17 protein-coding genes are annotated in these 25391 nt (G+C 73.0%); 4 read left to right on the top strand and 13 right to left on the bottom strand.

From position 1 onward, the window contains the following. Nucleotides 1–57: 57 nt before the first annotated feature. Together pcrA and OG392_RS22290 are read right to left on the bottom strand one after the other, a co-directional pair. Entirely contained in the window at nt 58–2511 is a 2454-nt protein-coding gene (gene pcrA, locus OG392_RS22295) for a DNA helicase PcrA (protein WP_329282109.1), read from the bottom strand. A 134-nt stretch (nt 2512–2645) separates the two neighbouring features. Beyond that, nucleotides 2646–2999, bottom strand: a complete 354-nt coding sequence (locus tag OG392_RS22290; protein WP_329282107.1) for a hypothetical protein — start codon at nt 2997–2999, stop codon at nt 2646–2648. 339 nt (nt 3000–3338) lie between these two features. On the opposite strand from OG392_RS22290, the gene OG392_RS22285 reads away from it, so the two are divergent. Beyond that, the gene (locus tag OG392_RS22285) at nt 3339–4454 is read left to right on the top strand and encodes a C40 family peptidase (protein ID WP_329282105.1); all 1116 of its coding nucleotides are present in this window, start codon (nt 3339–3341) and stop codon (nt 4452–4454) included. Nucleotides 4455–4460: 6 nt separating this feature from the next. Here OG392_RS22285 and OG392_RS22280 read toward each other — a convergent pair whose 3' ends face one another. Both OG392_RS22280 and OG392_RS22275 read right to left on the bottom strand, forming a co-directional pair. Next, complete coding sequence (locus tag OG392_RS22280; protein ID WP_329282103.1) at nt 4461–5171, bottom strand: response regulator transcription factor; 711 nt, start codon at nt 5169–5171, stop codon at nt 4461–4463. Beyond that, nucleotides 5168–6430, bottom strand: coding sequence for a PspC domain-containing protein (locus OG392_RS22275; protein ID WP_329282101.1), 1263 nt, complete (start codon nt 6428–6430; stop codon nt 5168–5170). The genes OG392_RS22280 and OG392_RS22275 overlap by 4 nt, the downstream gene beginning before the upstream one ends. Nucleotides 6431–6586: 156 nt before the next feature. Here OG392_RS22275 and OG392_RS22270 point away from each other — a divergent pair, with 156 nt between their 5' ends. Together OG392_RS22270 and OG392_RS22265 are read left to right on the top strand one after the other, a co-directional pair. After that, nucleotides 6587–7933 (top strand): PspC domain-containing protein, encoded by a 1347-nt coding sequence (locus tag OG392_RS22270; protein ID WP_329282099.1) that lies wholly within the window; start codon nt 6587–6589, stop codon nt 7931–7933. Beyond that, nucleotides 7920–8180: a hypothetical protein gene (locus tag OG392_RS22265; RefSeq protein ID WP_329282097.1), complete on the top strand. Its 261-nt coding sequence runs from the start codon at nt 7920–7922 to the stop codon at nt 8178–8180. Before OG392_RS22270 ends, OG392_RS22265 begins: the two co-directional genes overlap by 14 nt. On the opposite strand, the gene OG392_RS22260 is transcribed toward OG392_RS22265, so the two are convergent. The 4 genes from OG392_RS22260 to guaA all read right to left on the bottom strand — a co-directional run bounded on the left by OG392_RS22260 (nt 8090) and on the right by guaA (nt 12721). After that, on the bottom strand, nt 8090–8689 hold the full coding sequence (locus tag OG392_RS22260) for a DoxX family protein (protein WP_329282095.1): 600 nt from the start codon (nt 8687–8689) through the stop codon (nt 8090–8092). The two genes, OG392_RS22265 and OG392_RS22260, sit on opposite strands and share 91 nt — an antisense overlap. Before the next feature lie 92 nt (nt 8690–8781). Beyond that, the gene (locus OG392_RS22255; RefSeq protein ID WP_443054836.1) at nt 8782–10014 is read right to left on the bottom strand and encodes a hypothetical protein; all 1233 of its coding nucleotides are present in this window, start codon (nt 10012–10014) and stop codon (nt 8782–8784) included. Between the two features lie 176 nt (nt 10015–10190). After that, nucleotides 10191–10979 carry a class II aldolase/adducin family protein gene (locus OG392_RS22250; RefSeq protein WP_329282091.1) on the bottom strand — a complete coding sequence of 263 codons (789 nt, stop codon included), beginning with the start codon at nt 10977–10979 and terminating at the stop codon, nt 10191–10193. Nucleotides 10980–11128: 149 nt separating this feature from the next. After that, nucleotides 11129–12721, bottom strand: coding sequence for a glutamine-hydrolyzing GMP synthase (guaA, locus tag OG392_RS22245; protein ID WP_329282090.1), 1593 nt, complete (start codon nt 12719–12721; stop codon nt 11129–11131). 321 nt (nt 12722–13042) lie between these two features. Here guaA and OG392_RS22240 point away from each other — a divergent pair, with 321 nt between their 5' ends. Next, the gene (locus tag OG392_RS22240) at nt 13043–13336 is read left to right on the top strand and encodes a chorismate mutase (RefSeq protein WP_329282089.1); all 294 of its coding nucleotides are present in this window, start codon (nt 13043–13045) and stop codon (nt 13334–13336) included. 611 nt (nt 13337–13947) lie between these two features. On the opposite strand, the gene OG392_RS22235 is transcribed toward OG392_RS22240, so the two are convergent. The 5 genes from OG392_RS22235 to OG392_RS22215 all read right to left on the bottom strand — a co-directional run bounded on the left by OG392_RS22235 (nt 13948) and on the right by OG392_RS22215 (nt 25308). Beyond that, nucleotides 13948–15759 carry a GMC family oxidoreductase gene (locus OG392_RS22235; protein WP_329282087.1) on the bottom strand — a complete coding sequence of 604 codons (1812 nt, stop codon included), beginning with the start codon at nt 15757–15759 and terminating at the stop codon, nt 13948–13950. Between the two features lie 54 nt (nt 15760–15813). Further along, nucleotides 15814–17478, bottom strand: coding sequence for a succinic semialdehyde dehydrogenase (locus tag OG392_RS22230; protein WP_329282085.1), 1665 nt, complete (start codon nt 17476–17478; stop codon nt 15814–15816). A gap of 144 nt (nt 17479–17622) precedes the next feature. Further along, nucleotides 17623–19449 carry a serine/threonine-protein kinase gene (locus tag OG392_RS22225; RefSeq protein WP_329282083.1) on the bottom strand — a complete coding sequence of 609 codons (1827 nt, stop codon included), beginning with the start codon at nt 19447–19449 and terminating at the stop codon, nt 17623–17625. Nucleotides 19450–19585: 136 nt separating this feature from the next. Continuing rightward, a complete protein-coding gene (locus OG392_RS22220; protein WP_329282081.1) occupies nt 19586–22711 on the bottom strand; it encodes a serine/threonine protein kinase in 3126 nt (1041 codons plus the stop codon). A 158-nt stretch (nt 22712–22869) separates the two neighbouring features. Beyond that, on the bottom strand, nt 22870–25308 hold the full coding sequence (locus OG392_RS22215; protein ID WP_329282079.1) for a serine/threonine-protein kinase: 2439 nt from the start codon (nt 25306–25308) through the stop codon (nt 22870–22872). Nucleotides 25309–25391: the final 83 nt, after the last annotated feature.

Raw genomic sequence — 25391 nt, 5'->3', positions numbered from 1 at the left:
TACGCGAGCGGGCCCGGCTTCTTCGGCCGGGGCCCGCTCGCGTACGCCGTCTCCGCGCTACAGCTTCTCGACCGGCGCGTACCGCAGCAGCAGCCGCTTCGGCTTCTCGTCGCCGAAGTCGATCGTCGCCTGGGCGTCCGCGCCCGCACCGGTCACGGTCATGACCGTGCCGAGGCCGAACTGGTCGTGCGTGACCCGGTCGCCGACCTGGAGGGAGATCACCGGCTTCTCCCCCGCACGCCGGGTCGCGAAGCCCGAGGGTCCGGAGCGCGAACGGGAGGAGGAGAGCGAGGAGGTGATCCCCGAGGTCGGTCCGGCGGGCTTCGCCATCGGACCGGTCCGCTTCCAGTCCAGGTACGCGGGCGGGATCTCCTCGAGGAAGCGCGAGGCCGGGTTGTACGAGGGCTGGCCCCAGGCGCTGCGCATCGACGAGCGCGTGAGGTAGAGCCGCTCCCGCGCGCGCGTGATGCCGACGTACGCGAGGCGCCGCTCCTCCTCCAGCTCCTTCGCCTGGCCGAGGGCGCGCATGTGCGGGAAGACGCCGTCCTCCATGCCCGTCAGGAACACCACGGGGAATTCGAGGCCCTTGGCGGTGTGGAGCGTCATCAGGGTGATGACGCCCCGGCCCTCCTCGTCGTCGTCCGGGATCTGGTCGGAGTCGGCGACGAGCGCGACCTTCTCCAGGAACTCGGCGAGGGTCGCGGGCTCCTCACCGCGCTCCTGCTCGAACTCCAGGGCCACGGCGGCGAGTTCCTGGAGGTTCTCGACCCGGGTCTCGTCCTGCGGGTCGGTCGAGGCCTGGAGCTCGGCGAGGTAGCCCGTACGCTCCAGGACGGCTTCCAGGACGACGGCGGGACCGGCGCCGGACTCGACGACGGTGCGCAGCTCGTCCATCAGCGCGTTGAACCGCTTGACGGCGTTGGCCGAGCGGGCCGCCATGCCGTACGCCTCGTCGACCCGCTTGAGGGCCTGCGGGAAAGTGATCTTCTCGCGCAGCGAGAGGGCGTCGATCATCGCCTCGGCGCGCTCGCCGATGCCCCGCTTGGGGACGTTGAGGATGCGGCGCAGCGGGACGTTGTCCTCGGGGTTGGCCAGGACGCGCAGATAGGCGAGGACGTCCCGGACCTCCTTGCGCTCGTAGAAGCGCACGCCGCCGACGACCTTGTAGGGCAGTCCGACGCGGATGAAGATCTCTTCGAAGACACGCGACTGGGCGTTGGTCCGGTAGAAGACGGCGACGTCTCCGGCCTTGGCCTCGCCCGCGTCGGTGAGCCGGTCGATCTCGTCGGCGACGAACTGGGCCTCGTCGTGCTCGGTGTCGGCGACGTAGCCCGTGATCTGCGCGCCCGCGCCGGCGTTCGTCCAGAGGTTCTTGGGGCGGCGGGACTCGTTGCGCTCGATGACGGCGTTCGCGGCGGAGAGGATCGTCTGCGTGGAGCGGTAGTTCTGCTCCAGCAGGATCGTCGTCGCGTCCGGGTAGTCCTCCTCGAACTGGAGGATGTTGCGGATGGTCGCGCCGCGGAAGGCGTAGATCGACTGGTCGGCGTCACCGACGACGCACAGCTCGGCGGGGCCGAGGTCCTCGTAGCCGGTGCCGACGAGCTCGCGCACGAGGGTGTACTGGGCGTGGTTGGTGTCCTGGTACTCGTCGACGAGGACGTGCCGGAAGCGGCGGCGGTAGTGCTCGGCGACGTCGGGGAACGCCTGGAGCAGATGGACCGTCGTCATGATGATGTCGTCGAAGTCCAGGGCGTTCGCCTCGCGCAGCCGCGCCTGGTACATCCGGTAGGCCTCGGCGAGCGTCTTCTCGAAACCGTCTACGGCCTGGTCGGCGAAGGTCTCCTCGTCGATCAGCTCGTTCTTGAGGTTCGAGATCTTGGCGCTGAAGGACTTCGGCGGGAACTTCTTCGGGTCGAGGTCCAGGTCGCGGCAGACCAGGGACATCAGACGCTTGGAGTCGGCGGCGTCGTAGATCGAGAAGGAGGACGTGAAGCCGAGCCTCTTCGACTCGCGGCGCAGGATGCGGACGCAGGCGCTGTGGAAGGTCATCACCCACATCGCGTGGGCGCGCGGTCCGACGAGCTGCTCGACGCGCTCCTTCATCTCGCCGGCGGCCTTGTTGGTGAAGGTGATCGCCAGTATCTGGCCGGGGTGCACGTGCCGCGTGCCCAGGAGGTGGGCGATGCGGTGGGTGAGCACCCGGGTCTTGCCGGAGCCCGCTCCGGCGACGATGAGCAGCGGGGTGTCCGTGTGGACGACGGCGGCACGCTGCTGCTCGTTCAGCCCGTCCAGGAGCGCGGCGGTGTCCACGACGGGGCGGGGTGCGCCGTCGCGGTAGTGGGTGTCCCGGGCGGGCGGGGGCACGTCGAAGTGCTCCCCGAAGAGGTCGTGCGGGACCTCCTCCACGGCCGGGGAGCCATGGTGGTCGTCCTCGGGATGGGGCGGGGGCTCCTCCGAGGAGTGGTTCATCTGGAGGCCGGCCAGGAAGCTGTCGTCAAAGAGGCTGCTCATCGCCTCACGAGTCTAGGACGCCCCACCGACATCCGGGCCCGCCTTCGGGAGCGGCCTTCCTCACGGGGCTGCGGAACCGGTCACACCCGCGTGGCCGGCCGCGCGCCGGAGGGGTTCCGGGTCCCGTCCGGGGGTCACGTCCAGAGGGTGGCGATGAAGATGTTCGCCGTGGTCAGACCGCCGACGGCGGCGAAGAGACCCTTCTCGACCCGCTCCTCGTCGCGCTTCACGTAGACGAGGGCGAGGATCACGACGAGGATCCCGAGCTTGATGCCGATCTTGAGGTTGTCGACGCTCTGGTCGTCCGCCTGGTTCAGGCCGACGAGCGCGACGCCGGTGACGAGCATGGTCAGCGCGCCGTGCAGCATCGCGGGGCTGAAGCGGGCCGTACCGGCCCCCATCGCCTTCATCTGGGTGAGGAACCCGCCCAGCAGGGAGGCGATACCGATGATGTGCAGGGCGACGAAGACATTGATGAGTACGTCCATGGGCCGGAGCCTAACCGGGGCACTAGCACGGGCATCCGGCCGGGTCCACCCACTCCCCCGCTTCGGTCGGACGGCCGCCGGAATGCCTCTCGGGCCGGCCCCCGGGGCGGAAGACATCGGTCGCCGGCCGCCAAGTGTCGCCAATAGCGGTCATCCCACCGCCCGGGCGTGACCCCAGGTTTAGCGTCCTTCACCAGGTGGCCGGCTCCCCACCACCGCCGGCGATCCGGCGGTTGTCGGTCACCCCCGCCGAGAACCCGGCGGCGGTCCGTCTCCCCTGTGCGGCCCGCCGTCGGCCCGGCGGGCCCGTCCCCCAGGCAGAGGATGTGACCCGCCCTCGTGGCAGCACACCGAAAACCCAAGCAGTCGCCCCTCGGTGGTCAGGCGGGCCGCACCGCCGCCACACTCGCCCTCGCCTCCGCCGCGACCGCGACTCTCTTCGAGGGGTCGGCACACGCCGAACCCCGGCCCACCACCGCCCAGGTCAAGGAGAAGGTCGACCGGCTGTACGAGGAGGCCGAGGTCGCGACCGAGCGGTACAACGGGGCGAAGGAGAAGGCGGACGAGGCCCGCACCGCCTTCGAGCGGCTGCGCGACGAGGCCGCCCGCAGGACCCAGCGGCTCAACACCGCGCGGGACGGGCTCGGGGCCATGGCCGCCGCCCAGTACCGGTCCGGGGGCCTCGATCCCGCCGTCCAGCTCGCCCTCACCTCGAACCCCGACCAGTACCTGGAGCGGGCCGCGCTCGCCGAGCGGGCCGGGGACCGGCAGGCGGCGGCCGTCAGCGCCGTACGCCGTGAGCTCGCCGCCGTCCGGCAGCTGCGTTCCGAGGCGACGGGACGTCTGGACGCGCTGCGCGCGCACGAGACGGAGCTGCGGCGGCAGAAGGCGGCCGTCCTCGGGAAGCTCCAGGCGGCACGGACGCTGCTCGCCCGGCTGACCGCGGAGGAACGCGCCCGCTACGAGGCCGCCGAGGCCGGCCGCGACGGCACCGGCACGTCGGCCGGGAACGGCGGCACCGGGGATGCGGGCACGGCGACCGCCGCCCCCTCCGTACGCGCGGACCGCTCCTCGGGCGGCGACCGCGGACCGGTGACCGCGCCGAACGGCCGGGCGGCCGAGGCCGTCTCCTTCGCCCGCGCCCAGCTGGGCAAGCCGTACGTCTGGGGGGCGACGGGCCCCTCCGCGTACGACTGCTCGGGCCTCACCCAGGCGGCCTGGCGCGCCGCCGGCGTCTCGCTGCCGCGCACCACGTACACCCAGATCAACGCGGGCACGCGGGTCTCCCGGTCCCAGCTCGCCCCCGGCGACCTGGTCTTCTTCTACTCCGGGATCAGCCACGTCGGGCTCTACATCGGCGGCGGCCAGATGATCCACGCCCCCCGCCCCGGCGCACCCGTACGGGTCGCCCCCATCGACGAGATGCCCTTCGCGGGAGCGGCCCGGGTGGGCTGACGCGGCTCAGACCAGGCGGCGGGCGGTGGCCCAGCGGGTCAGTTCGTGGCGGTTGGAGAGCTGGAGCTTGCGCAGCACGGCCGAGACGTGCGACTCGACCGTCTTCACCGAGATGTAGAGCTGCTTGGCGATCTCCTTGTACGCGTACCCCCGGGCGATCAGCCGCAGCACCTCCCGCTCCCGCTGGGTCAGCCGGTCCATGTCCTCGTCCACCGGCGGAGCGTCCGTCGACGCGAAGGCGTCCAGGACGAATCCGGCGAGCCGGGGCGAGAACACGGCGTCGCCCTCCTGGACCCGGAAGACCGAGTCGACCAGGTCGGTACCGGTGATCGTCTTGGTGACATAGCCGCGGGCACCGCCCCGGATCACCCCGATGACGTCCTCGGCAGCGTCCGAGACGGACAGGGCGAGGAAGCGCACCGGATCCTCCGCCGCGCTCATCAGGTTCGCGCAGCGCCGCAGCACCTCGACCCCGCCGCCGCCCGGGAGGTGGACGTCGAGGAGGACGACCTCGGGGCGGGTCGCCGTGATGACGGTGACCGCCTGGTCGACGTCGGCGGCCTCGCCGACCACCTCGACACCGGTGACCTCGGTACGGCCGATCTCGGCCTGCACTCCCGTACGGAACATCCGGTGGTCGTCGACGAGCACCACCCGCACCCGGCGCTCCGTGCCCGCCCCCGCCTCGGTTCCGGTCGCTTCCGTCTCGTCGCTCATCCGTCCGCCCTCTCCATCTCAAGCTCCACTTCGGTGCCCCCGCCCGGCACGGACCGCAGCCGGGCCGTGCCGCCGTTGCGCTGCATCCGGCCGATGATCGATTCTCGTACGCCCATCCTGTCCTGGGGGACGGCGTCCAGGTCGAACCCCGGCCCCCGGTCCCGGACGGAGACGAACACCGTGCGGCCCTCGACCTCCGCGTACACCTGTACCGCCCCGCCCTCGCCACCGTACTTCGCGGCGTTGACCATCGCCTCGCGTGCGGCCTGGATCTGCGCGACCAGTCCTTCGTCGAGCGGGCAGTCGCCGACGACGACCACCTCGATCGGGACGCCGTGCTTGTCCTCCACCTCGGCCGCCGCCTTCTTCACCGCCTCCGCGAGGGTCTCGGGCTCCTCGTCCCTGCCGGTGCCCTCGGGCTTGTAGAGCCAGTTCCGCAGCTCCCGCTCCTGGGCGCGGGCGAGCCGGCGGACCTCGCCCGCGTCCTCGGCGTTCCGCTGGATCAGGGTGAGGGTGTGCAGCACGGAGTCGTGGACGTGGGCCGCCACCTCGGCGCGCTCCTGGGCGCGGATGCGCATGGTCCGCTCCTCGGTGAGGTCCTGCGACATCCGGACCAGCCACGGTCCGGAGAGCAGGGCTATGCCGGTGAGGACGGCGACGGCCGCGGTGAGGGCCGTGCCGAGCTGGGCGACGGAGCCGCGGACCACCACGAAGACGGCGAGACCGGTGCCGACCAGGGCGACACCGACGAGGCCGCGGGCGAGCTGGAGGGCACGGGTGCGGCGGCCGGGGTCGGTCCAGCTGGCCCGGCGGGCGTTGTCCGCCTGGCGCCAGACCAGGACGACACCGCCGCCGACGAGAAGCAGCGGCCAGACGTAGCGGCCGGACTCGCCGTCGACGCTGATGTTCCCGATGAGGAGCGCGGCGCCGATCGCGAGCACGAGGAGGGCGAAGATCTGACCCCGGTCGGGCTTGCGCAGTCTGCGGCGCCCGTCGGGGGTGGTCTCGAAGACGGGGCGCGGGGCGGTCCGGCCGCCGACACCGAGCGGGACGACGATCCAGAAGGCCGCGTAGATCAGCAGCCCGAGGCCGTCCAGGAAGCACATGACCACGAAGGCCACGCGGACCCAGACGACCGGCAGCCCGAGGTGTCCGGCGAGGCCGCGCGTGACACCGCCGAGCCATCGCCCGTCGGCGCTCCGGTAGAGCCTGCGCACGGGCGGTTCGTCGGTGTCGGTGACACGAGCGGCTGCGGACATGCACCGATCGTCACACGTTCGGCCCGCCCTGGACATCAGGGTCGGCCCTGAGATCGTCCCTGGTACCGGCTCGGGGGCGGCGGGGCGCCGAATATCAGGGTCGGGCCAGGGTCGCCCCCGGTGCCGCTCGGCGTCACGGGCCGTCACCATGGACGCATGACGAGTTCGACGCCTTCGCAGCACGAGGCCCCGCCGCCGGCGGAGGCCGTCTCCGCCCCTCCTCTGCGGCGCTCGCGCGGCAGCAAGGTGGTGGGCGGTGTCTGCGGTGGCCTCGGCCGGTACTTCGACCTGGACCCGGTGATCTTCCGGGTGGTGGTCGGTGTGCTCGCGGTGCCGGGCGGCCTGGGGCTGATCTTCTACGGCTTCGCCTGGCTGCTGATCCCGCTGGAGGGCGAGGAGGAGAACGACGGGCGCAGGCTGCTGACCGGCCGTGTCTCCGGGGGGACGCTGGCCGCCGTGCTGATGGCGCTGGTGGGCTGCGGGGTCTTCCTGTCGATGTTGCACAGCGGGTCGATGCTGGGCTCGGCCCTCCTGGTGGCGTTCGCGCTGTCGTCGGCGGCGATCTGGTCGCGGCACCGGCAGGCCGGCGCGGTGGAGGCGGAGGGACGGGCGGACGCGGCGACGGCCTCCCGGCCGGTCGCCGAGGCGCCGCCCGAGACCAAGGCCCCGCCGCTCGTCGAGTCCCCCTCGTGGTGGCGGGACCCGATCGTCAAGGACGGCTCGACGGGCAAGGTGGCGATCGGCTACCTGTGGGGGCCGCAGGGCATCGTGGACCAGGACGGTCTGGTGGACGGCGAGGTGCCGAAGCCGGGCGGCCGGTGGAACGGCGTCCGGACCGACCCCGGGCGGCCGACGCCCTCGATCCGGCGGAGCCCGTTCTCCATCGGTGGTCTCGTCTATCTGCTCGCGATGGTCGCGGCGGTGGTCGGCACCTCTCTGACCTGGGAGAGCGAGCCGCTGGGCACGAGCCTGCAGACCGGTCTGGTCGCGGCCCTGGCGGTGTTCGGCCTCGGCCTGGTGGTCAGCAGCTTCCTCGGCCGGACCGGGTTCGGCACGATCTTCCTCACCGTGGTCACGGCGGGCCTGCTCGCCCTGACCACGGCGCTGCCGAGCCGGATCACGACGGAGTGGATGCGCGAGACGTGGAAACCGGCGTCGGTCGCCGCCGTGCAGCCGCGCTACGAACTGGGGACCGGGGTCGGCACGCTCGACCTGTCGACGCTCGCGCTCCCGGCGGGCACGACCGTGTCGTCGTCGGTCGAGGTGGGCGCGGGCCGGCTCGAGGTGATCGTCCCGAAGAACGCGGTCGTGAAGCTCCACGCCCAGGCGGGACTCGGCGATCTGCGGCTGCCGGGCGAGCCGGCGGACGACATCGACATCTCGCCGGACCGCGACGTGACCCGGACCCTGGACCCGCCGGCCGGGACCACCCCGGCGGGCACCCTCGACCTCTCTCTCGAGGTCGGCATCGGACAGGTGGAGGTCACCCGTGCTGCTTCATGAGTTCCGCCCCGGCAGGATGATCGCCGGCCTCACGGCCCTCGCCCTCGCCGGGCTCTACGCGGGCGACGCCACCGGGGCCTGGACGACCCCGTGGTACGTCGTGTTCCCGGTGCTCCTCGGCGGCCTGGGCACGGCCGGCCTCGTGACCTGGATCGTCTACCGGGTCCGGCGCCGTTCGGCGAGGAGCCGGTCGAGCGACAGCACCGACGCCCCGGCCAGCACCAACGGCAGCCAGGCCATCAGATAGGCGAGGTCGTTGCCGAGGTAGTACGGGTTCACCTGCCAGCTCACGGTCAGCCAGAGGCTCAGGGAGATCAGGGCGCCGCCGAGCGCCGCGACCCGGCCGAAGAGACCCACGAGGGTCCCGATCCCGACGGCGAGCTCGCCGAAGGCGATGGCGTAGCCGAAGCCGGCGGGGTTCTTGAGGGCGAGGTCGACCAGGGCGGGGATGGCCGAGCTGTCGCGGACACCGGTCATCATCTCGCCGATGGAGCCCGTGCCGGAGTCGGCGAAGAAGGCGGAGTCGGTGAGCTTGTCGAAGGCGGCGTAGACGAAGGTGACGCCGAGGAAGACGCGGAGCGGGAGGAGGGCGTAGCGGGAGCCGAGCGCCTTCCACCGGTCGAGCGTGCCGGCGGCGCCGGTCCGGCCCGCACTGCCGGGATCTCCCGTGCCCAGGGTCCCGTCCGGGCCGCTCGCACCGCCCGCGCCACCGGTTCCGTCGGCCGCGCTGTCCGACCGGCCCGCGTGTCCCGTCATCGTCGGTCACCTCTCCTCGCCCCGTAAGACTGTTCGCGGAACGATTCTCCCCGCCCCGCCTGTGAAGGGATACGGGAAGGAGGCCGGAGGGATCAGTCCACGACGTCGATCGTGACCCGGTTGGTCTCGACTCCCGCCGCCGTCACGACCGAGACCTCGACCCGGCCCGGCTCCACGTCCGCGGGGAGGGGGACGGTCAGGGCGTCGTCGGTGGGGTTGGCGAAGCCGCCCGGGACGGGGACCAGTGGCACATGGGCGTGGACCGGGCCGATACGGACGACCAGACGGGTCAGCGGGTCGGGGGCTCCGGCACCGGGCGGGACGAAACCGCAGCCGCGGATCTCGATGTCGTCCCCCGTGCGGATCGGGGCGTCGAGGTCGCCGGCCTCCCGGGACCTGACCACGGAGTGGATCGTGGGGCGGACCCCCTCGGTGTACTTCGCGGCGAGGTGCCAGACCGCCGAGACGCCGACGAGGAGCACGAGGGACCAGGGCACCCCGGGAAGCCCGGCCGGGTCGCGGACGAGGGCGACGGCCGTCAGCACCAGGACGGAACCGGAGACGAGGACGTACTGGACGTCGGCGAGCGCGGCCCGGCCGCTGTCGTCGCAGAGCAGATCGGCGGCGCGCGGCCGGTCGGCGCGCACCTTCTGGAGACGGCGGGACGCGATTCCCGCCGCGACGACGAGCCGGGCGGCCACGGTGACGGCCGACACCAGGGCGAGGGCGGTCAGCAGACCGGCGCCTCGGCCCAGCCCGAAGGCACCCGCGCCCGGTGCCTGGAAGGCCAGGAGGATCAGGGCGTACCCGAGGAGGAGCAGCCAGGCCGCGGCGACGGCACGGGTGGTGGAGAGCCGGTTGTCCTCCCCGATCAGCGGGGCGAGCAGTCCGCCGCGGGAGCGGTGGGCGTGGGCGGCTCCGCTGAGCAGGACGCCGAGGACCAGGGCGGTGCAGAGGCCGGCCGTGCGGGCACCGGTCCAGCCGCCGCCCACGGCGGTGAGCGCCTGGCCGAGGAGCAGGACGACGACGGCGCCCCAGACCGCGGCGAGCCCTCCGCGCCGTACCCGGTCGAACCAGGCGACGCCGGCCTCCCGGCCGTGCACGGCCACCGCGCGGGCGGACTGGGCGAGCTCGTCGGAGACCCATTGGCGGGAGGCGACCGGGGAGTGGGCGAGGGCCGCGGGGACACCGTGCCCGGCCGCGAGTTCGTCGCGGCGCGCGAGGAAGGCGGCGACGGCACGCCGGTGGCCGGTCCGTCCGCAGTGGGCGCAGCCCGCGCAGGCCGTCGCGTGCTCGCCGTACTGTCTCGCCTCTTGAACCGCCACGGTGCTCACTTCCCGAGCTCACTTCACGACACGTACCGGTGCGTCCCGAGGGTCAACCAGCCGTAGGTTCAACGGAATTGTGTCGTACCGGCGGCTCCCGCGCCTGCCGCGTGCGCCCCGCCGAAGGGTGATTGACGCGCCATCGCATTGACGTACAGAAGGGTGAAGCGATGGTGCTACGACAGGAGTTCGGGCGCCGTGCGGCTGATCCTGCGCCAGAGGGGCTGGTAGTTGATCCATGCGACGAGGTCGCCGCCGAGCTGTTCGCGGGTCGCGACGGCCTCGCGGTGGTCGATCAGGACCGGTTTCCCGGCCGCCCGCGCGGCCAGCTGCACCTGGGCGCAGCGCTCCAGGGCGATGAACCACCAGGCGGCCGCGTCGACGGAGGCGCCGACGGTGAGCAGGCCGTGGTTGCGGAGCACGATCGCCTTGAACGTGCCGAGCGCGAGGGCGATCCGGCGTCCCTCCTCGGGGTCCACGGTGACGCCGGTGTAGGCGTCGTAGAGCGCGTGGTCCTGGTAGAAGGCGCAGGCCTCCTGGGTGATCGGGTCGAGGAGTTCGCCGAGCGCGGCGAGGGCCCGGCCGTGCAGGGAGTGGGTGTGGGCGACGGCCACGACGTCGGGCCGGGCCCGGTGGACCTGGGCGTGGACGGTGAACGCGGCCTGGTTGACGTACTGCCCACCCCGGACGACCTGCCCGTCGCCGTTGACCAGGATGAGGTCGCTCGCCGAGATCTCCTCGAACGGCGCCCCGAAGGGGTTCACCCAGTAGCAGTCGGGGAGTTCGGGGTCGCGGGCGCTGATGTGGCCCGAGACGCCCTCCTCGTAACCGAACCGCCCGAAGACCCGGAGCGCGCCGGCGAGCCGCTGTCTGCGGTGGGTGCGTTCCTCCTCGGCCGTCGCGTGGACGGGCGGCATGGCGAAGTGGAGCCGGTCGACGGGAACGGGGTCGGGTATCACGCTCATGCGCCGGAAGGTAACGCCCGGCCGGTCAAGTCACCAGACTCCGGACACCACGGAAAGGCACGTTCGACGGGGCCGGATACGACGAAGCCGCCGCCCCGCGCGACGGGCGCGGGGGCGACGGCTTCGTCCGGCTCAGCGGGCGGGAGCGACTACTCCCACTCGATGGTGCCCGGCGGCTTGCTGGTGACGTCGAGGACGACCCGGTTGACGTCCTCGACCTCGTTGGTGATGCGGGTCGAGATCTTGGCGAGAACGTCGTACGGCAGGCGCGACCAGTCGGCCGTCATGGCGTCCTCGGAGGAGACGGGGCGCAGCACGATCGGGTGACCGTAGGTGCGGCCGTCGCCCTGGACGCCCACGGAGCGGACGTCGGCGAGCAGGACGACCGGGCACTGCCAGATCTCGCGGTCGAGACCGGCCGCGGTGAGCTCCTCGCGGGCGATGGCGTCGGCCTCGCGCAGCAGGTCAAGGCGCTCCTTGGTGACCTCGCCGACGATGCGGATGCCGAGGCCGGGGCCGGGGAACGGCTGGCGCTGGACGATCTCCTCGGGCAGGCCGAGCTCCTGGCCGACCATCCGGACCTCGTCCTTGAACAGCTGGCGCAGCGGCTCGACGAGCTCGAACTCGATGTCGTCGGGGAGGCCGCCCACGTTGTGGTGGGACTTGATGTTGGCGGTGCCGGTGCCGCCGCCGGACTCGACGATGTCCGGGTACAGGGTGCCCTGGACGAGGAAGGCGACCTCGGGGCCGTCCTCCTGGAGGATCTCCAGCTGCGCCTGCTCGAAGACCCGGATGAACTCGCGGCCGATGATCTTCCGCTTGGTCTCGGGGTCGGAGACGCCGGCGAGGGCGGTGAGGAACCGCTCCTGCGCGTCGACGACCTTGAGGTTGACGCCGGTGGAGGCGACGAAGTCCTTCTCGACCTGCTCGGTCTCGCCCTTGCGCATGAGGCCGTGGTCGACGTACACGCAGGTGAGCTGCGAGCCGATGGCCTTCTGCACGAGTGCGGCGGCCACCGCGGAGTCGACGCCGCCGGAAAGGCCGCAGACGGCGCGCTTGTCGCCGACCTGGGCGCGGATGGCCGCGACCTGCTCCTCGATCACGTTGCCCGTGGTCCAGCTGGGCTCGATGCCGGCGCCGCGGTAGAGGAAGTGCTCCAGGATCTGCTGGCCGTGCGTGGAGTGCAGCACCTCGGGGTGGTACTGGACGCCGTAGAGCTTCTTCTCGTCGTTCTCGAAGGCGGCGACCGGCACGACGTCCGTGGACGCGGTGACGGAGAAGCCCTCGGGGGCGGCGGAGCAGGCGTCGCCGTGCGACATCCACACGGACTGCTCGACCGGGGTGCCCTCGAAGAGGGTGGAGCCGGCCTTGGAGACGTGCAGCGGGGTGCGGCCGTACTCGCGGGCGCCGGTGTTGTCGACGGTGCCACCGAGGGTCGTCGCCATCAGCTGGAAGCCGTAGCACATGCCGAAGACGGGGACGCCCGCCTCGAAGATCGCACGGTCGAGGCGCGGGGCGGCCTCGGCGTACACGGAGGACGGGCCGCCGGAGAGGATGATCGCCTTCGGGTTCTTGGCCAGCATCTCGGCCACCGGCATGGTGGACGGGACGATCTCGCTGTAGACCCGGGCCTCACGGACACGACGGGCGATGAGCTGGGCGTACTGGGCGCCGAAGTCGACAACGAGGACTACGTCCGGGTTGGTGACGTCGGGCGCGGCAGCGGGGGTCGCTGATGACACTACGGCGGCCTTCCGGCGGTAGGAGGAGGGTCCCCCGAAGGGGGGTGCTATTTGTCGATTCTACCGGCGCGCCGGTAGCACTTTTCGTCTCACCATCCGAACCCGGGTTGGCTCCGCTCCGTCGTCGGGGTCCATACTGTCGCCATGCGCGAGCTCACGACCTTCGTCTTTACCTATGGCAACCGGCCCACCGGCTGCCATGGTCGTGCTGCTTGAGCAACTGACAAGCGACTTCCCAGGCGCCCCGGGCTGACAGCCCGGGGCGTTCTGTCGTTTCGGGCCGGTCCGCCCCGGGGCATCCGACACCCCAGGAGCCCCGCCATGACGACGAACACCGCCACCCCCGAGAAGACCGGCGCCCGGACCGACGAGGCGGCGACGCTGATCGGCGGCGCCCGCGACCGCATCGACGCGCTCGACGACCGGATCATCGGTCTCATCCAGGAACGGATGGCCGTCTCGGCCGTCATCCAGGAGGCCCGGATCTCCTCCGGCGGCCGCCGGGTGAACCTGAACCGCGAGATGGAGGTCCTCGGCCACTACAGGGACGCCCTCGGCAAGCCGGGTACGGCGCTGGCGATGACGATGCTGGAGCTGTGCCGGGGCCGCATCTGAGCGTGCGCCCGCGTGTCCGGGTGCGCCCCGACGACCGGGTGCGTCCCCGGATCTGAGTTCGGGCCCGCTCTCACCCGTACGGCGCGTGACCGGCTCCGGCCCGGCTTCGTTGGTCCGGGTGTCCGTGCCAGCCAGGGGCGGGCCCGCAGGAAACCACGCGTGGCTTCGCTGGGGCGTGTGGCGTACCTCAGGTACGTCGTGGGACCTCGCACCAGCGCTTGTGACCGGACAGCAGGGGACAGCAGCCCGGTCACCCAGAAGGAGCGGTCGGCCCCGGGGACGCTCGGGGCCGGCCGCAACCGGCTCTCCACCCCGAACCCGTGTCGTCCCCTCCGAACCCCTCCCACGCGGCGCAACCCCCGGCGCCGCCCCGCTCGGCACCGCCGCTGCCCTGACACCGGTGCCGATCCCAAAGGCCCCGTGGCGCGACCGGAATCGCGCCACGGGGCCCTTGTTCGCACCCCGCCTCCCGACGTGACGCGCGTCACACGAAGATCCTGCGCAACCGCTACAACCATCCCCACCGGTCGCGGGTCATCTATGCAGCAACACCAAAGCTGGTAGGGGCGCTGCACTCGGAGGGGGGTGCAGCGCCCCTTACCTGTGCCGGTTCACGACGCCTTCGGCGGGACCGCCGGCATCCCCAGGAACGGCAGCCGCAGCGCGCCGAAGGCCTCGGCCGGGACGGCGGGCGACTTGGGCTCGATCGCCGCGATCCGTACGTACGACTCGCCCTGCCGCGGCCGCGGGTCCTCCTCGCCCTTGTTCGGCCAGAAGGACATCGCCCGCTCCGCCTGCGCGGTGATCGTCAGCGACGGGTTCACGCCGAGGTTCGCGGAGACGGCCGCTCCGTCGACGACGGAGATCCCCGGGTGCCCGAAGAGCCGGTGGTACGGGTCGATGACACCGGACTCGGCGTCCGCGCCGATCGGGCAGCCGCCGAGGAAGTGGGCGGTCAGCGGGGTGCCCATCAGCTCGCCGACATTGGAGCCGGCGAAGCCGTTGATCTCCTCGGCGAGGAGGGTCGCGGCCTTGGTCGCCGCCTCGATCTGCGTCGGGTTGGGTGCCCCGTGGCCCTGGCGGGCGGTGAGCAGGCCCTTTCCGATGCCGCCCGGCTTGCGGTAGGTCGTCAGGGAGTTGTCCAGGGACTGCATGACGAGACCGATGATGGTCCGCTCCGACCAGCGCCGGTTGGACAGCGAGCGGGCCGCGAGCGCCGGGTGCTTGACGAGTTCGAGCAGCCACCTGCGGACCCGGTGCGCGCCGTACGGCACCTGGAGGACGGTCAGCGCGCCCATCGAGTTGGAGCCCTTGCCGTACCGGACGGGCTCGATGTGGGTGTTCTCGTCGGGGTGGATCGAGGAGGTGATGGCGACGCCGCGGGTGAAGTCGGCCCTCTCCTTGCCGTGCTTCTTGCGGTAGCGCCGGTCGGTGGTCTGCGAGCCGACGAGGCCCTCGGAGTTGGTACGGGTCAGCTCGCCGAGCCGTGCCGAGATCCGGGGCAGCAGGCCGGTGTCCCTCATCCGGTGCAGCAGGGTCTGGGTGCCGTAGGTGCCGGCGGCGATGACGACCTCGCGGGCCGTGAAGGTACGGCCCTTGCCCTTCCTCCGGTTGTCGGAGGGGAGGGTCTTGACGGCGTATCCGCCCCGCGAGTCCTCGGTGACCGCGACGACCGAGGTCATGGGGTGGACGGTGGCGCCGGCCTTCTCGGCGAGGTGGAGGTAGTTCTCGTTCAGGGTGTTCTTGGCGCCGTGCCGGCAGCCGGTCATGCACTCGCCGCATTCGGTGCAGGCCTTGCGGGAGGGTCCGGCCCCACCGAAGAACGGGTCGGGGACCTCGCCGCCCGGCTTCGCCTTCGCCGTCCCGTCGCCGTCCTGCCCGTCCCCGAAGAACACCCCGACGGGCGCCATGTGGAAGGTGTCGCCGATGCCCATGCTCTGCGCGGTCGCCTTGAGGTGGACGTCCGACGGGGTCATGGTCGGGTTGATCCGGACACCGAGCATCCGCTTGGCCTGGTCGTAGTACGGGCCCAGCTCCTCGCGCCAGTCCGTGATGTCCTTCCACTGCGGGTCGTCGAAGAACGGCGCGAGCGGCTCGTAGAGGGTGTTGGCGTAGTTCAGGGAGCCGCCGCCGACGCCGGCGCCCGCGAGCACCATGACGTTGCCCAGCAGGTGGATCCGCTGGATGCCGTAGAGGCCGAGGGCGGGGGCCCACAGGAAGTTCTTCACGTCCCAGGAGTTCTTCGGGAGGGTGGCGCGGGTGAAGCGCCGCCCGGCCTCCAGGACGCCGACCCGGTAGCCCTTCTCGGTGAGGCGGAGCGCGGTGACCGAGCCGCCGAAGCCGGAGCCGACGACGAGGACGTCGTAGTCGTACGCCTCGTCCTCCGCCTGCTCCTGATTTTGGGTAGGGGGTACCGCGGTCATGGCTCTCCTCGTACGGAATCGGGACGGTCGGGAGGGGGAAGGCGCAGCGCCGGATCAGCGCAGGCGCAGGGCCTTCATCGCCTTCAGGGACGCGCTCATGAACGCGGCGTACTTCTCGTCGTCCATCCCGAAGGAGGGCGCGAGCGGGATCAGCCGCTGCTGGGCGACGGTCTGCGCCTCGGTGTACTTGAGGATGCCCTCGGAACCGTGGCGCCGGCCGAGCCCGGAGTCCTTCATGCCGCCCATCGGGGACTGCACGCTGCCGTAGGCGGGGGCGTACCCCTCGTTGATGTTGACGGTGCCGGTGCGCAGCCGCGCCGCGACCGCGTGGCCCCGGCGCGAGTCCTTCGTCCAGACGGAGGAGTTCAGGCCGTACGGGGTGGCGTTGGCGAGGTCGACGACCTCGTCCTCGTCGCGGAAGCGGTAGAGGGAGACGACCGGACCGAAGGTCTCCTCGCCGCAGACCGCCATCGGGGCCTCGACGCCGTCGAGGATGGTCGGCTCGAAGAAGAGGGGGCCGATGTCGGGGCGGGCGACGCCGCCGGCGACGAGCGTGGCGCCCTTGGCGACGGCCTCCTCGACGTGCTTCGTGACGGTCTCCAGCTGCCGGTCGCCGACGAGCGAGCCCATGTCGGCGCCGTACGCGAGGGAGTTGCCGAGCCGCATGGCCCGGGTGCGGGCGGCGAAGCGCTCCACGAAGGCGTCGGCGATCGACTCGTGGACGTAGAGGCGCTCGATGGAGATGCAGAGCTGGCCGGCGGAGGAGAAGCAGGCGCGGACGGCTCCGGCGGCGGCCTTCTCGATGTCGGCGTCCGCGAGGACGAGCATCGCGTTCTTGCCGCCGAGTTCGAGCGAGACGCCGACGAGGCGGGCGGCGGCCCCCTGGGCGACCTCGCGGCCGGTACGGGTGGAACCGGTGAAGGAGACGTAGTCGGCGTGCTTGACGACCTCGGGGCCGACGACGGGGCCGTCGCCGAGGACGACCTGGAAGACCGCGGCGGGCAGCCCGGCCTCGATGAGCAGGTCCCGGGCCCACAGCGCGGTGAGCGCGGTCTCCGTGTCGGGCTTCATGACGACGGCGTTGCCCGCGACGAAGGCGGGGAGCGCGTCCCCGACGGAGAGTTCGAGCGGGTAGTTCCAGGGAGCGATCTGGCCGACCACACCGCGCGGCTGGCGCAGCTCGGTGACCTTGGTGAGGGTCGGCACGACGCCGGTGTGACGGCGGGGCTTCAGGTAGGAGGAGGCCTTGCGGCCGTAGTGGCGGGCGGCGACGGCGACCGCCTGCACCTCCTCGTGGGCGTGCAGGCGGGCCTTGCCCGTCTCCAGCTGGATGAGGTCGAGGACCTCGGACTGGCGCTGGAGGACGAGGTCGTGGAAGCGCAGGAGGACGGCGGCACGGGCCCTGACCGGGGTGGCGGCCCAGGCGGCCTGGGCGCCCCGCGCGCGCGTGAAGGCCTCGGCGACGTCCTCGGGGGTGGACTCGGGCAGGTCCGCCAGCTTCGCCCCGGTGAAGGGGGTGTGGTTGGCGGTCCGGCCGGAGCCGACGACACCGCGCGTGAGCCGGGCGACCACCTCGGGCGTCACGACGTCGGCGGCCGTGCGGGCGCCGGCGGGCGCGGGCGCGACCGGGTTGGTCGCCCCGGCGGGCGCGGCGACTCCGGCCTGCGCGGCGGGGGCGTCGGGAACCGAGGGGGCGGCGGGGGCCTGCGAGTCCGTCATGGGCCCGAGCGTAGGCTCCGTTCCTCCCTTTGGGTACCCGTCGGTAACGCGTTTTCACCGGGTGCGCACATCGCGCCAGCGATCACTGGCACATAAGCCCTGATCAGGGGCTTACGGCTGCGAGGAGGCCCGTTCCGGAGATTCTCACCCGGTTCGCTCGCCCGGGGCCCGCCAGTGTTGGAGGACGACGTCGAACTGCTCGCGGGTGGTCTCCCAGCTCGATTCCGGGGACGACATGTAGATCGCGTACTCCGTGCCGTCGTCCGCGTAGTACATGAGGTCGATCGCGTGCCGCGGCCCGGGGAAGTCCCGCTTCTCCGTCCAGGTGAACTCCCACAGGCTGGAGCGGACCTGGTCGCGATAGGTGGTCTGGCCGAGCTTGACCCGCGTGTACTCCATCCGCTTCGCGACGATGCGCTCCAGGTCGAGCGCGTGCATGTACGGGTTCTCGAAGTCGGGGCTGGGGTCGACGTTGATCCGGATGCGGTGGCGGCCGTTGTCGGGGGTGTAGTCGATGTTGTCGCCTTCGGTCTGCCGCTTCCACCCCTTCGGTACGACGAGGCTGAAGCCCTCCGGGTCGTCGACCCGGTGCCAGCCGTCCGGGATGTCGCCCGGGGCACCCTGCGCGGTGGTGGTGGGGGCGGGACCGGTGGACGTGGTCCGCCCGCCGTCGGCGCGGTCGCCGCCCGACTGGTTCATGGCGGCGAAGACGGCGCCGCCCGCGACGAGCCCGGCGAGCAGCGCGGCCAGGACGGCGGTGCGCCAGCTCTTGCCGCGGCCGGAGCCCGGGCCGGAGGTGGCGAGGCCGGCGGTCGGAGGCACGACGGTGGGCGGGGAGGACTGTCCCGTAGCCCCCTGGGGCGACGGGGAGCGCGGAGAGGGCTGGGGCGAGCGGGACTGCGGGGAGTGGCCGGCCTGGTTGGCCTGGTGCGACGGGTGGGGCGAAGGAGCCGGGTGGGGCCACGGGGCGGTGCCGGACGGCCTCGCCGCCCGGGCCGTGCCCGTCGGCCCCGGGCCGTCGGACTCCTCCCCCAGCGTGACGAGGTCGTGGCCGGAGACGGAACCGTCCCCGCTCGGGTCCAGGTCCTCCCGCAGCACCCGCTGGGTCGGTACGTACGCCTGCGCCGCCGCCGGCGAACGCCCCTCCATCGCGTCGAGCAGCATCCGCCCGGCCTCGTCCGCCTTCGGCCGCTGCGCCGGGTCCTTGCGCAGCAGGGCCACGATGACGGGGGCCAGCGGGCCCGCCTTCTCCGGGTACGGCGGCTCCTCGGCCACCACGGCCTGCATGGTGCTGATCGGCGAGGTGCGGCGGAACGGCGAGGTGCCCTCCACCGCCGTGTACAGGGTGGCGCCGAGCGACCAGAGGTCGGAGGCGGGACCCGGGTCACCGCCCCGCACCCGCTCGGGGGCCAGATAGTCGATGGAGCCGACGAGTTCACCCGTCCGGGTGATCGTCGCGTCGCCCTCGATCGCCGCGATCCCGAAGTCGGTGATCAGGACGCTGCCGTCCCGGGCGAGCAGGACGTTCCCCGGCTTCACGTCCCGGTGCAGCACCCCGGCCGCGTGCGCGGCGCGCAGGGCGCCGAGGACGTGCAGACCGATCCTGGCCGCCTCGTGCGGGTCGATCGGCCCCTTCTCCTTGGCGGCGTCGGCGAGCGAGGGACCGTCGACGTACTGCATCACGATCCACGGCCGGTCGTCGTGCTCCAGGACGTCGTGGACGGTCACCACCCCCGGGTGCGTGATCCGCGCGGCGGCCCGTGCCTCCTTCTGCGTACGGGCGTGCAGGACGAGGCGGTCGGCCTCCGCCACGAACCGGCCGGCCGTCAACTCCTTCACCGCCACGACGCGGTGCAGCACCTCGTCGTGCGCGCGCCAGACCTTGCCCATGCCGCCGCGTCCGATGGACTCGCCCAGCCGGTAGCGACCGGCGAGCAGCAGCCCCGTGCCTGTGCTCTGAGAATGTTCCACTTGCCCCCGCCCGTTCCTTCGGATGCCAGGTTACGGAGGGGGGTACGGGTGGCGGAACCTCGGGGCCGCCATAGGAACAGCACTGTGACCGGGGGCCGATGGGCATTCCGGGCACCCCCTCCCGACACGGTACGGCTCAGCGGCCCGGACGGAACGCCTTCGTGGCCTCGTCGAAGATCTCGGAGACCTTCCTGCTCCCGTCCTCCGGGCCGATGACCTGCACGATGTGGTACCGGCCCCCGTCGATCAGGGCGAGGTTCCGGACGAACACCTGACGGCCCGTGCTGTCCAGCCACCAGTAACTGCCGGTGGCCGTCGCCGTCGTACCGATGTCGACCCGGCGGGTGTCGTCCGACCGCGACCAGCTCGACCCCCGGAACGGCTCCAGTTCGCGCTCCCTGGAGTTCTGGTACTCCAGCGGGTCGGAGCCGTTGTCGGCGACGCTGTCGCGGCCGGGTACGACGATCATCGTGAAGTCGCCGCCTGTGTAACGCACTTGACCGGCGTCGTTGATCGGGCTGCGCCGCCAGCCGTTCGGCACCCCGATCCGGAAGCCCTCGGGGTCCTGTCGCAGCGCGTACCCGGCGGCGGGAACCGGAGCCGAAGGGTCCGCCGCGGGCGGGGTGGTGCGCGGCGTGGCCGGCGGCGCCGTGGTCGGCGTCCGCGTCGCCGGCGGAGGGCTCGCGGTCGCGGTCGTCCGCGGGCTCTGCCCGGCCGTGGGAGCGGTCGGCGCGGTGGGCTCCTCCCCGTCGCCGGGCAGGAAGAGGACGGCGTACGCGACGGCCCCGCCGAGCAGCAGGAAGACCAGGACCAGGAGCGTACGGCCGAGGGAACGCGGAGAACCCGGGGGCCGCGAGGACGGGGACCGGCCGCCGCGGGGCGCTCTGGGGGCCCTGGACGCGCGCTGTGGGATCTCCTCGTGGAACGACTCCTGGAAGTCCTCCCGGAAGTCCTCCCGGACATCGGCCCGCGCGGCGGCGGGCCCGTACTCACGCGCGGGGAGGTCGTCGTGACGGGGGCGCGCCCGCGCCGGGGGGCGCGGGTCCTTGCCCCGCTTGTGACGGTGCCTGCCTGCTCCCGCTCCCCCACGCCGGCGGCGTACGAGCTCGCCGCGCCTGCGCACGATCGGCAGCCGCTTCTCGTCGAAGGACGGCAACGGTACGACTCCGACACCCGCCTCGGGCTCCGGAGCCGAGCGCACGAGGGAGCGCAGCCAGCCGCGCAGCTCCTCGAAGTCGGGTCGCTCGGTGGGGTCCTGGCGCAGCAGGGACTCCACCACCGGGCGGAGCGGGCCGCACTCCTCGGCGAAGGCGGGCGGCTCCGCGCAGACGAGCTGGACGAGCTCGGCGGCACTGTCCTCGGGGTAGGGGGCATGGCCCTGAACGGCCCGGTAGAGGAGCGCGCCGAGCGCCCACAGGTCGGTGGCGGGGCCGATGGGCGGGGCGAGGCGCCAGTTCTCGTGGACGGGACCGGCCTGTTCGGGGGCCCAGCGCTCGGTGACGGCGCCGACGACCGCGATCCTGGTCTGCCGTGCCCGCTCGGCGGCGAGCCGGGTGGTGGGGCCGCGGTCCGCCGGGGCCTGGGCGGGGATCCTGGCCGTCTCCAGGGCCCCCTCCCGGGAGCCGGCGGGGACCGGAAGGCGTGCGGGGTCCGGCGTCGCCGCCGTGTAGCCGGCGGGCAGGGCCGGACGGCCCGAGCCGGGCAGCACGGGACCGCGGGCGGGACCCGAACCGCCACCGGCCGAGATCGGCGGGGAGCCGTCCCGCGAGGCGTGCGGGCCGTCGCTCCAGTTTCCGGCCAGCATCACGCGGGGCGGCGGACCCGCCTGCGGACCCGCGCCGTACGGCTCGTCGCCGTCGTCCTCGTCGTCCTCGTCGTCGGCCACCCGCGCCCACCACTGCGGCTCGGGCGCACCCGCCGCCTGCGCGGTCGGCGCCGGGGGCGGCTCGGGCGGGTCCGTCGGCGCGGGGCGCTGCACGGGCAGGGCCCCGCTCTCGCCGAGCTTGGCGGCGGCGCGGGCGCCGGCCCGGTAGGCGGCGATGGCCCCGGCGCGGGCGGCCCGCACATCGGCGGTGGGAGGCACGGGCGCGGGCTGCGTCCCGGCGGCGGGCGCGGCGGGCAGCGCCCGGCCGTAGGGGTCGTTGCCGTAGCCGCCGGGGGCGGTCCCGTAGGGGGAGGAAGAGGAGGAGCCGCCGTCGTCCGGCCCGGCGTCGGGGGCGTACGCGTCGGACTCGGGGGCGTACGGGGCGGGCTCGACGGCGTACGCGTCGGACTCGGGGGCGTACGGACCGGGAGCGGGTTCGGGGAGGTACGCCTCGTCGCCGTGGCCGTCCCCCTGGCCGTCCCCGTAGCCGTAGCCGTAGCCGTAGTCCTGGTCCGGGTCCGGCCGCTCGGCCGGCTCCAGGGCCGGCCCGCCGAGCAGCTCGTCGGCCAGTTCCCCGCCGGGCTCCCCGGCCGGCTCCTCGAACTCGTCCGTCCCGTACGGGAGGTGCTCGTCGCCCTCCTCGTAGATCTCCGCCTCGTACAGCTCGGGTCCGTAGTCCTCGGAGCCGTAGTCCTCGGAGCCGTACTCCTCGGCGTCGTACCCCTCGTCCCCGTCCTCACCGTCCTCCCCGTCCTCCTCCGGCGGCGCCTGCCACGCCGTCGCGTCCGGATCCGGCTCCGGTACGGGCGCGTACCCGCAGAGGGCCTCCTCCGCGGCGCCCACCGCGAGGCCCGTGAGGACCACCCGGCCGTCGTCGCAGACCAGCACGGTCCTGACGGTGATGTTCCGGTGCACCCACCCGTGGGCGTGGAGCGCGCGCAGGGCCGTGAGGACGTCGGCGCCGATCTCGGCCGCACGGTAGGGGTTGAGCGGCCGCTCGGCGAGGAGCGCGGCCAGCGGCCGGGCCGTGATGCGTTCGCTCACTATCCAGAGCGAACCGGCCTCCGCGAAGACGTCGAAGACCTGGTCGAGCAGGGGATGGTCGGGGATCTGCGCGGCGGCCTGGGCCGCCTCGATCGCCCGGCGGACGACGGGCTCGGCCGGGCGGCGGGTCGCCCGCCCCGCGGCGCCGTAGGGACCCGCCGGGCCGCCCTCGCCGTCGAGCACCTCGGCGTCGACGAACTCCGGCAGCGGCACCCGGCGGACCAGGACCTCCTGCCCGCTGTACGTGTCGAAGGCGCGCGTCTCGGCCGGGTCGTGGGCGTCCGTGTCCGCGTCCGCCGGCGGCAGCGGCAGGCGGTAGCGATCCGCGAGCACCCTTCCCGCGTAGTCGTCCACGACGCCTCCCCACGCGCGCACGCTGTCCCCGTGGACCCGCGGCCCCCTCAGGATCGAGCGGGATCACGCGAGTCCGACAATTCCGGTCCGGCACCGTGCAGTTATCGGCTCTTTTCGGCTGCGTACGGTCCTCGAACTCTCACGATACGTGCCGCCGGTCAGTCCTTGGGGCTGAACGTCGCGAACGCCGTCTCGCGCAGCGTCTTGCACTCCGCGCCGTTCCACTCCTCGGCCCTGCAGCTGATCATGATGGAGTAGCCGTGCGTGGCGTCCACCTTGAAGCCGCGGTTGAGCACATGGACGCGCATGCCCTGCTGGGTGCGCTCGAACTCCCAGTCCGCGACGGTCGGGTAGCCCTTGTAGGAGACCGTCCGGATGCCGAAGTGCTTGTAGTTCTTGCTGGTGGCGGCCACACCGATCTTGCCCAGCTCCCAGGCGGCCGCCGCGTTGTCCTTCGGGCTGGAGTTGAAGTCGACCTGGACGCGCGGGAAGCCGCCGCTCTCGCTGAATATCCCGCCACCGCTGTATCCCGGTATCGAGCGGAGCTTGAACGTGGCGGGCATCGCCATGGAGAAGTGGAAGCGGTCGTTGGTGACGAGGGTGTAGCCGGCGGGAAGCTGCGCGCCCGTGCCGCCGGGCTTGCCGGTCGGCGTGGTGCCTGCGGTGCCGTTCGACCCGCCGGACCCGTCCGTGGTGCCCGTGGACCCCGTCGCGCCGTTGTCGCCGGTCGACCCGTTCGCGCCGGTGTCGCCGGGCGTCGCGCCGCCCTGCTGGCCGGCGCCGTCGGGCGACCCGCCCTTGCCGCCGTCCGATCCGCCGGAGCCGTTGGCGCCGTCACCGCCGGCGGATGCGCCGGCCGAGGCCGTGGTGCCCCCGCTGTCCTTGCCCTGGTTGCCCTTGTCGCCGCCCTTGAGGGAGACCGCGAGGATCGTCCCGAGCAGCGCGAGCACGGCGACCGCGGCGATGATCACCAGAGTGCGGCGCGGCACGACGTCGGTGAGCGACGCACGGGCCGGGGCCGGTCTGCCACCGCCCTGCCGGGCGGCGGCTCCCGCCGCCGTCCTGGCCGCCGGCGTCGACGACGTCTTCGGCTCGGCCTTCACGGAGGCAGCCGCGTTCCGCACGGAGTTCAGCGCACCGCGCATCCGGTCGGCGGACGCGTCGGGCGCCTTGTCCCGGCCGGCCGCCGGAGCGACCGGGGGCTGGTCGGGGCGCGGCGGCAGCGGTACGACCCTGGTGACCTCGGGAGAGACCGGGGGCACCGGATCGGGCGCGTCGAGCACGGCGAGGAGCAGGACCCGCGCGCGGGCGTCGTCGAGCCGCTGGGCGGGGTCCTTGGCGAGGAGGCCGTAGATGACCTTCTCCAGCTCGGGTCCCGCGTTCTTCGGCGGGTCCACGGGCTCGGTCATCACCGCCGTGAGGGTGGCGATGGCGGAGCCCTTGTCGTAGGGCGGGCTGCCCTCGACCGCCGCGTAGATGAGTCCGCCGAGCGACCACATGTCGGCTGCGGGGCCGGGCTTGTGCCCGCGGGCGCGCTCCGGCGAGATGTACGACGGGGCGCCGACGAGCATGCCGGTGGAGGTGATCGAGGGGTCGCCCTCGACCTGGGCGATGCCGAAGTCGGTGAGGACGACCCGTCCGTCTTCGGCGATCAGCACGTTGGACGGCTTCACGTCGCGGTGCAGGATGCCCTCGCGGTGCGCCGAGCGCAGCACGTCGAGGATGGCGAGGCCGACCTCGGCGGCGCGCCGGGGCGTGAGCGTGCCGTCCTCGCGGACGGCGTCCGCGAGGGACTTGCCCTCGATGAGCTCCATGACGATCCACGGACGGTCGTCCTCGTCGACGACGTCGTAGACGGTCACGGCGCCGTTGTTGCGGATCCGGGCGATGGCCTTCGCCTCGCGCAGGGTCCGCGTGATGAGGCGGCGCTTCTCGTCGTCGTCGATGCTGGTGGGGAAGCGGAGTTCCTTGACGGCGACGGTACGGCCGAGGGTCTCGTCGACCGCGCGCCACACCGTGCCCATGCCGCCGCGGCCGAGGACCCCGCCGAGCCGGTAGCGGCCGGCGAGGAGCCGGCCCTCGTTGGACGGGGTCTTGCGCGCCCGGTCGCCGCCGGCGGCACGGGCGGAACCCCGCGCCGGGGAACGATCGCTCTCGCCGTCGCCGTCACCCGCGCCGAACCCGGCCCGCCCGGTCGACGGCTCGGTCCCCCGCAGCCGCCCGCCGGACGCGTCCTGAACGTCCTTCACGTCCGGACCGCCCGGGGCGTCCTGAACGCCCTTCACGTCCCCGGCCGCCGCGTTGCGCGCGCCCGCCGCGTCGGCCGGACCCGCCGGGTCCGCGGACCTCGTGGGCTTCACCAGATCCGCGGGCGGCACGGAGTCCGCAGGCTCCGCGGAGGGCGCCGCCGATGTCCCGGCCTCCTCCACACCCCGCTCGACCTGCGCGTTCTTCGCGTCCTGTATGTCCTTCGCGTCGTCCCGCTCCGGCTCACGCGCGGCCGGGACCGCCCCTCGGTCGCCGTCGGTCGCGGCCCCCGCGGCGGCGTCCCGCCCGGGGTCCTTCGCCGTGTCCCGCGACTGCTCCGCCTCCGACATGCGTCCCCTCTGCGATCCCTGATCTTCGCCGCGTCTGCCGCTTCCCGCGCGATGCGGTAACCCGCCCTGGAAGAGAGGCCATT

The sequence above is a fragment of the Streptomyces sp. NBC_00691 genome (assembly GCF_036226665.1).
Lineage (GTDB): Bacteria > Actinomycetota > Actinomycetes > Streptomycetales > Streptomycetaceae > Streptomyces.
This window is presented reverse-complemented; position numbering and strand designations above follow the sequence as displayed.

Coding starts and splice junctions, on each gene's coding strand:
- OG392_RS22260 (WP_329282095.1), bottom strand. CDS start 8,689: ATGACGGGACACGCGGGCCGGTCGGACAGCGCGGCCGACGGAACCGGT.
- OG392_RS22250 (WP_329282091.1), bottom strand. CDS start 10,979: ATGAGCGTGATACCCGACCCCGTTCCCGTCGACCGGCTCCACTTCGCC.
- OG392_RS22240 (WP_329282089.1), top strand. CDS start 13,043: ATGACGACGAACACCGCCACCCCCGAGAAGACCGGCGCCCGGACCGAC.
- OG392_RS22290 (WP_329282107.1), bottom strand. CDS start 2,999: ATGGACGTACTCATCAATGTCTTCGTCGCCCTGCACATCATCGGTATC.
- OG392_RS22215 (WP_329282079.1), bottom strand. CDS start 25,308: ATGTCGGAGGCGGAGCAGTCGCGGGACACGGCGAAGGACCCCGGGCGG.
- pcrA (WP_329282109.1), bottom strand. CDS start 2,511: ATGAGCAGCCTCTTTGACGACAGCTTCCTGGCCGGCCTCCAGATGAAC.
- OG392_RS22230 (WP_329282085.1), bottom strand. CDS start 17,478: ATGACGGACTCGCAGGCCCCCGCCGCCCCCTCGGTTCCCGACGCCCCC.
- OG392_RS22280 (WP_329282103.1), bottom strand. CDS start 5,171: ATGAGCGACGAGACGGAAGCGACCGGAACCGAGGCGGGGGCGGGCACG.
- OG392_RS22235 (WP_329282087.1), bottom strand. CDS start 15,759: ATGACCGCGGTACCCCCTACCCAAAATCAGGAGCAGGCGGAGGACGAG.
- OG392_RS22275 (WP_329282101.1), bottom strand. CDS start 6,430: ATGTCCGCAGCCGCTCGTGTCACCGACACCGACGAACCGCCCGTGCGC.
- OG392_RS22270 (WP_329282099.1), top strand. CDS start 6,587: ATGACGAGTTCGACGCCTTCGCAGCACGAGGCCCCGCCGCCGGCGGAG.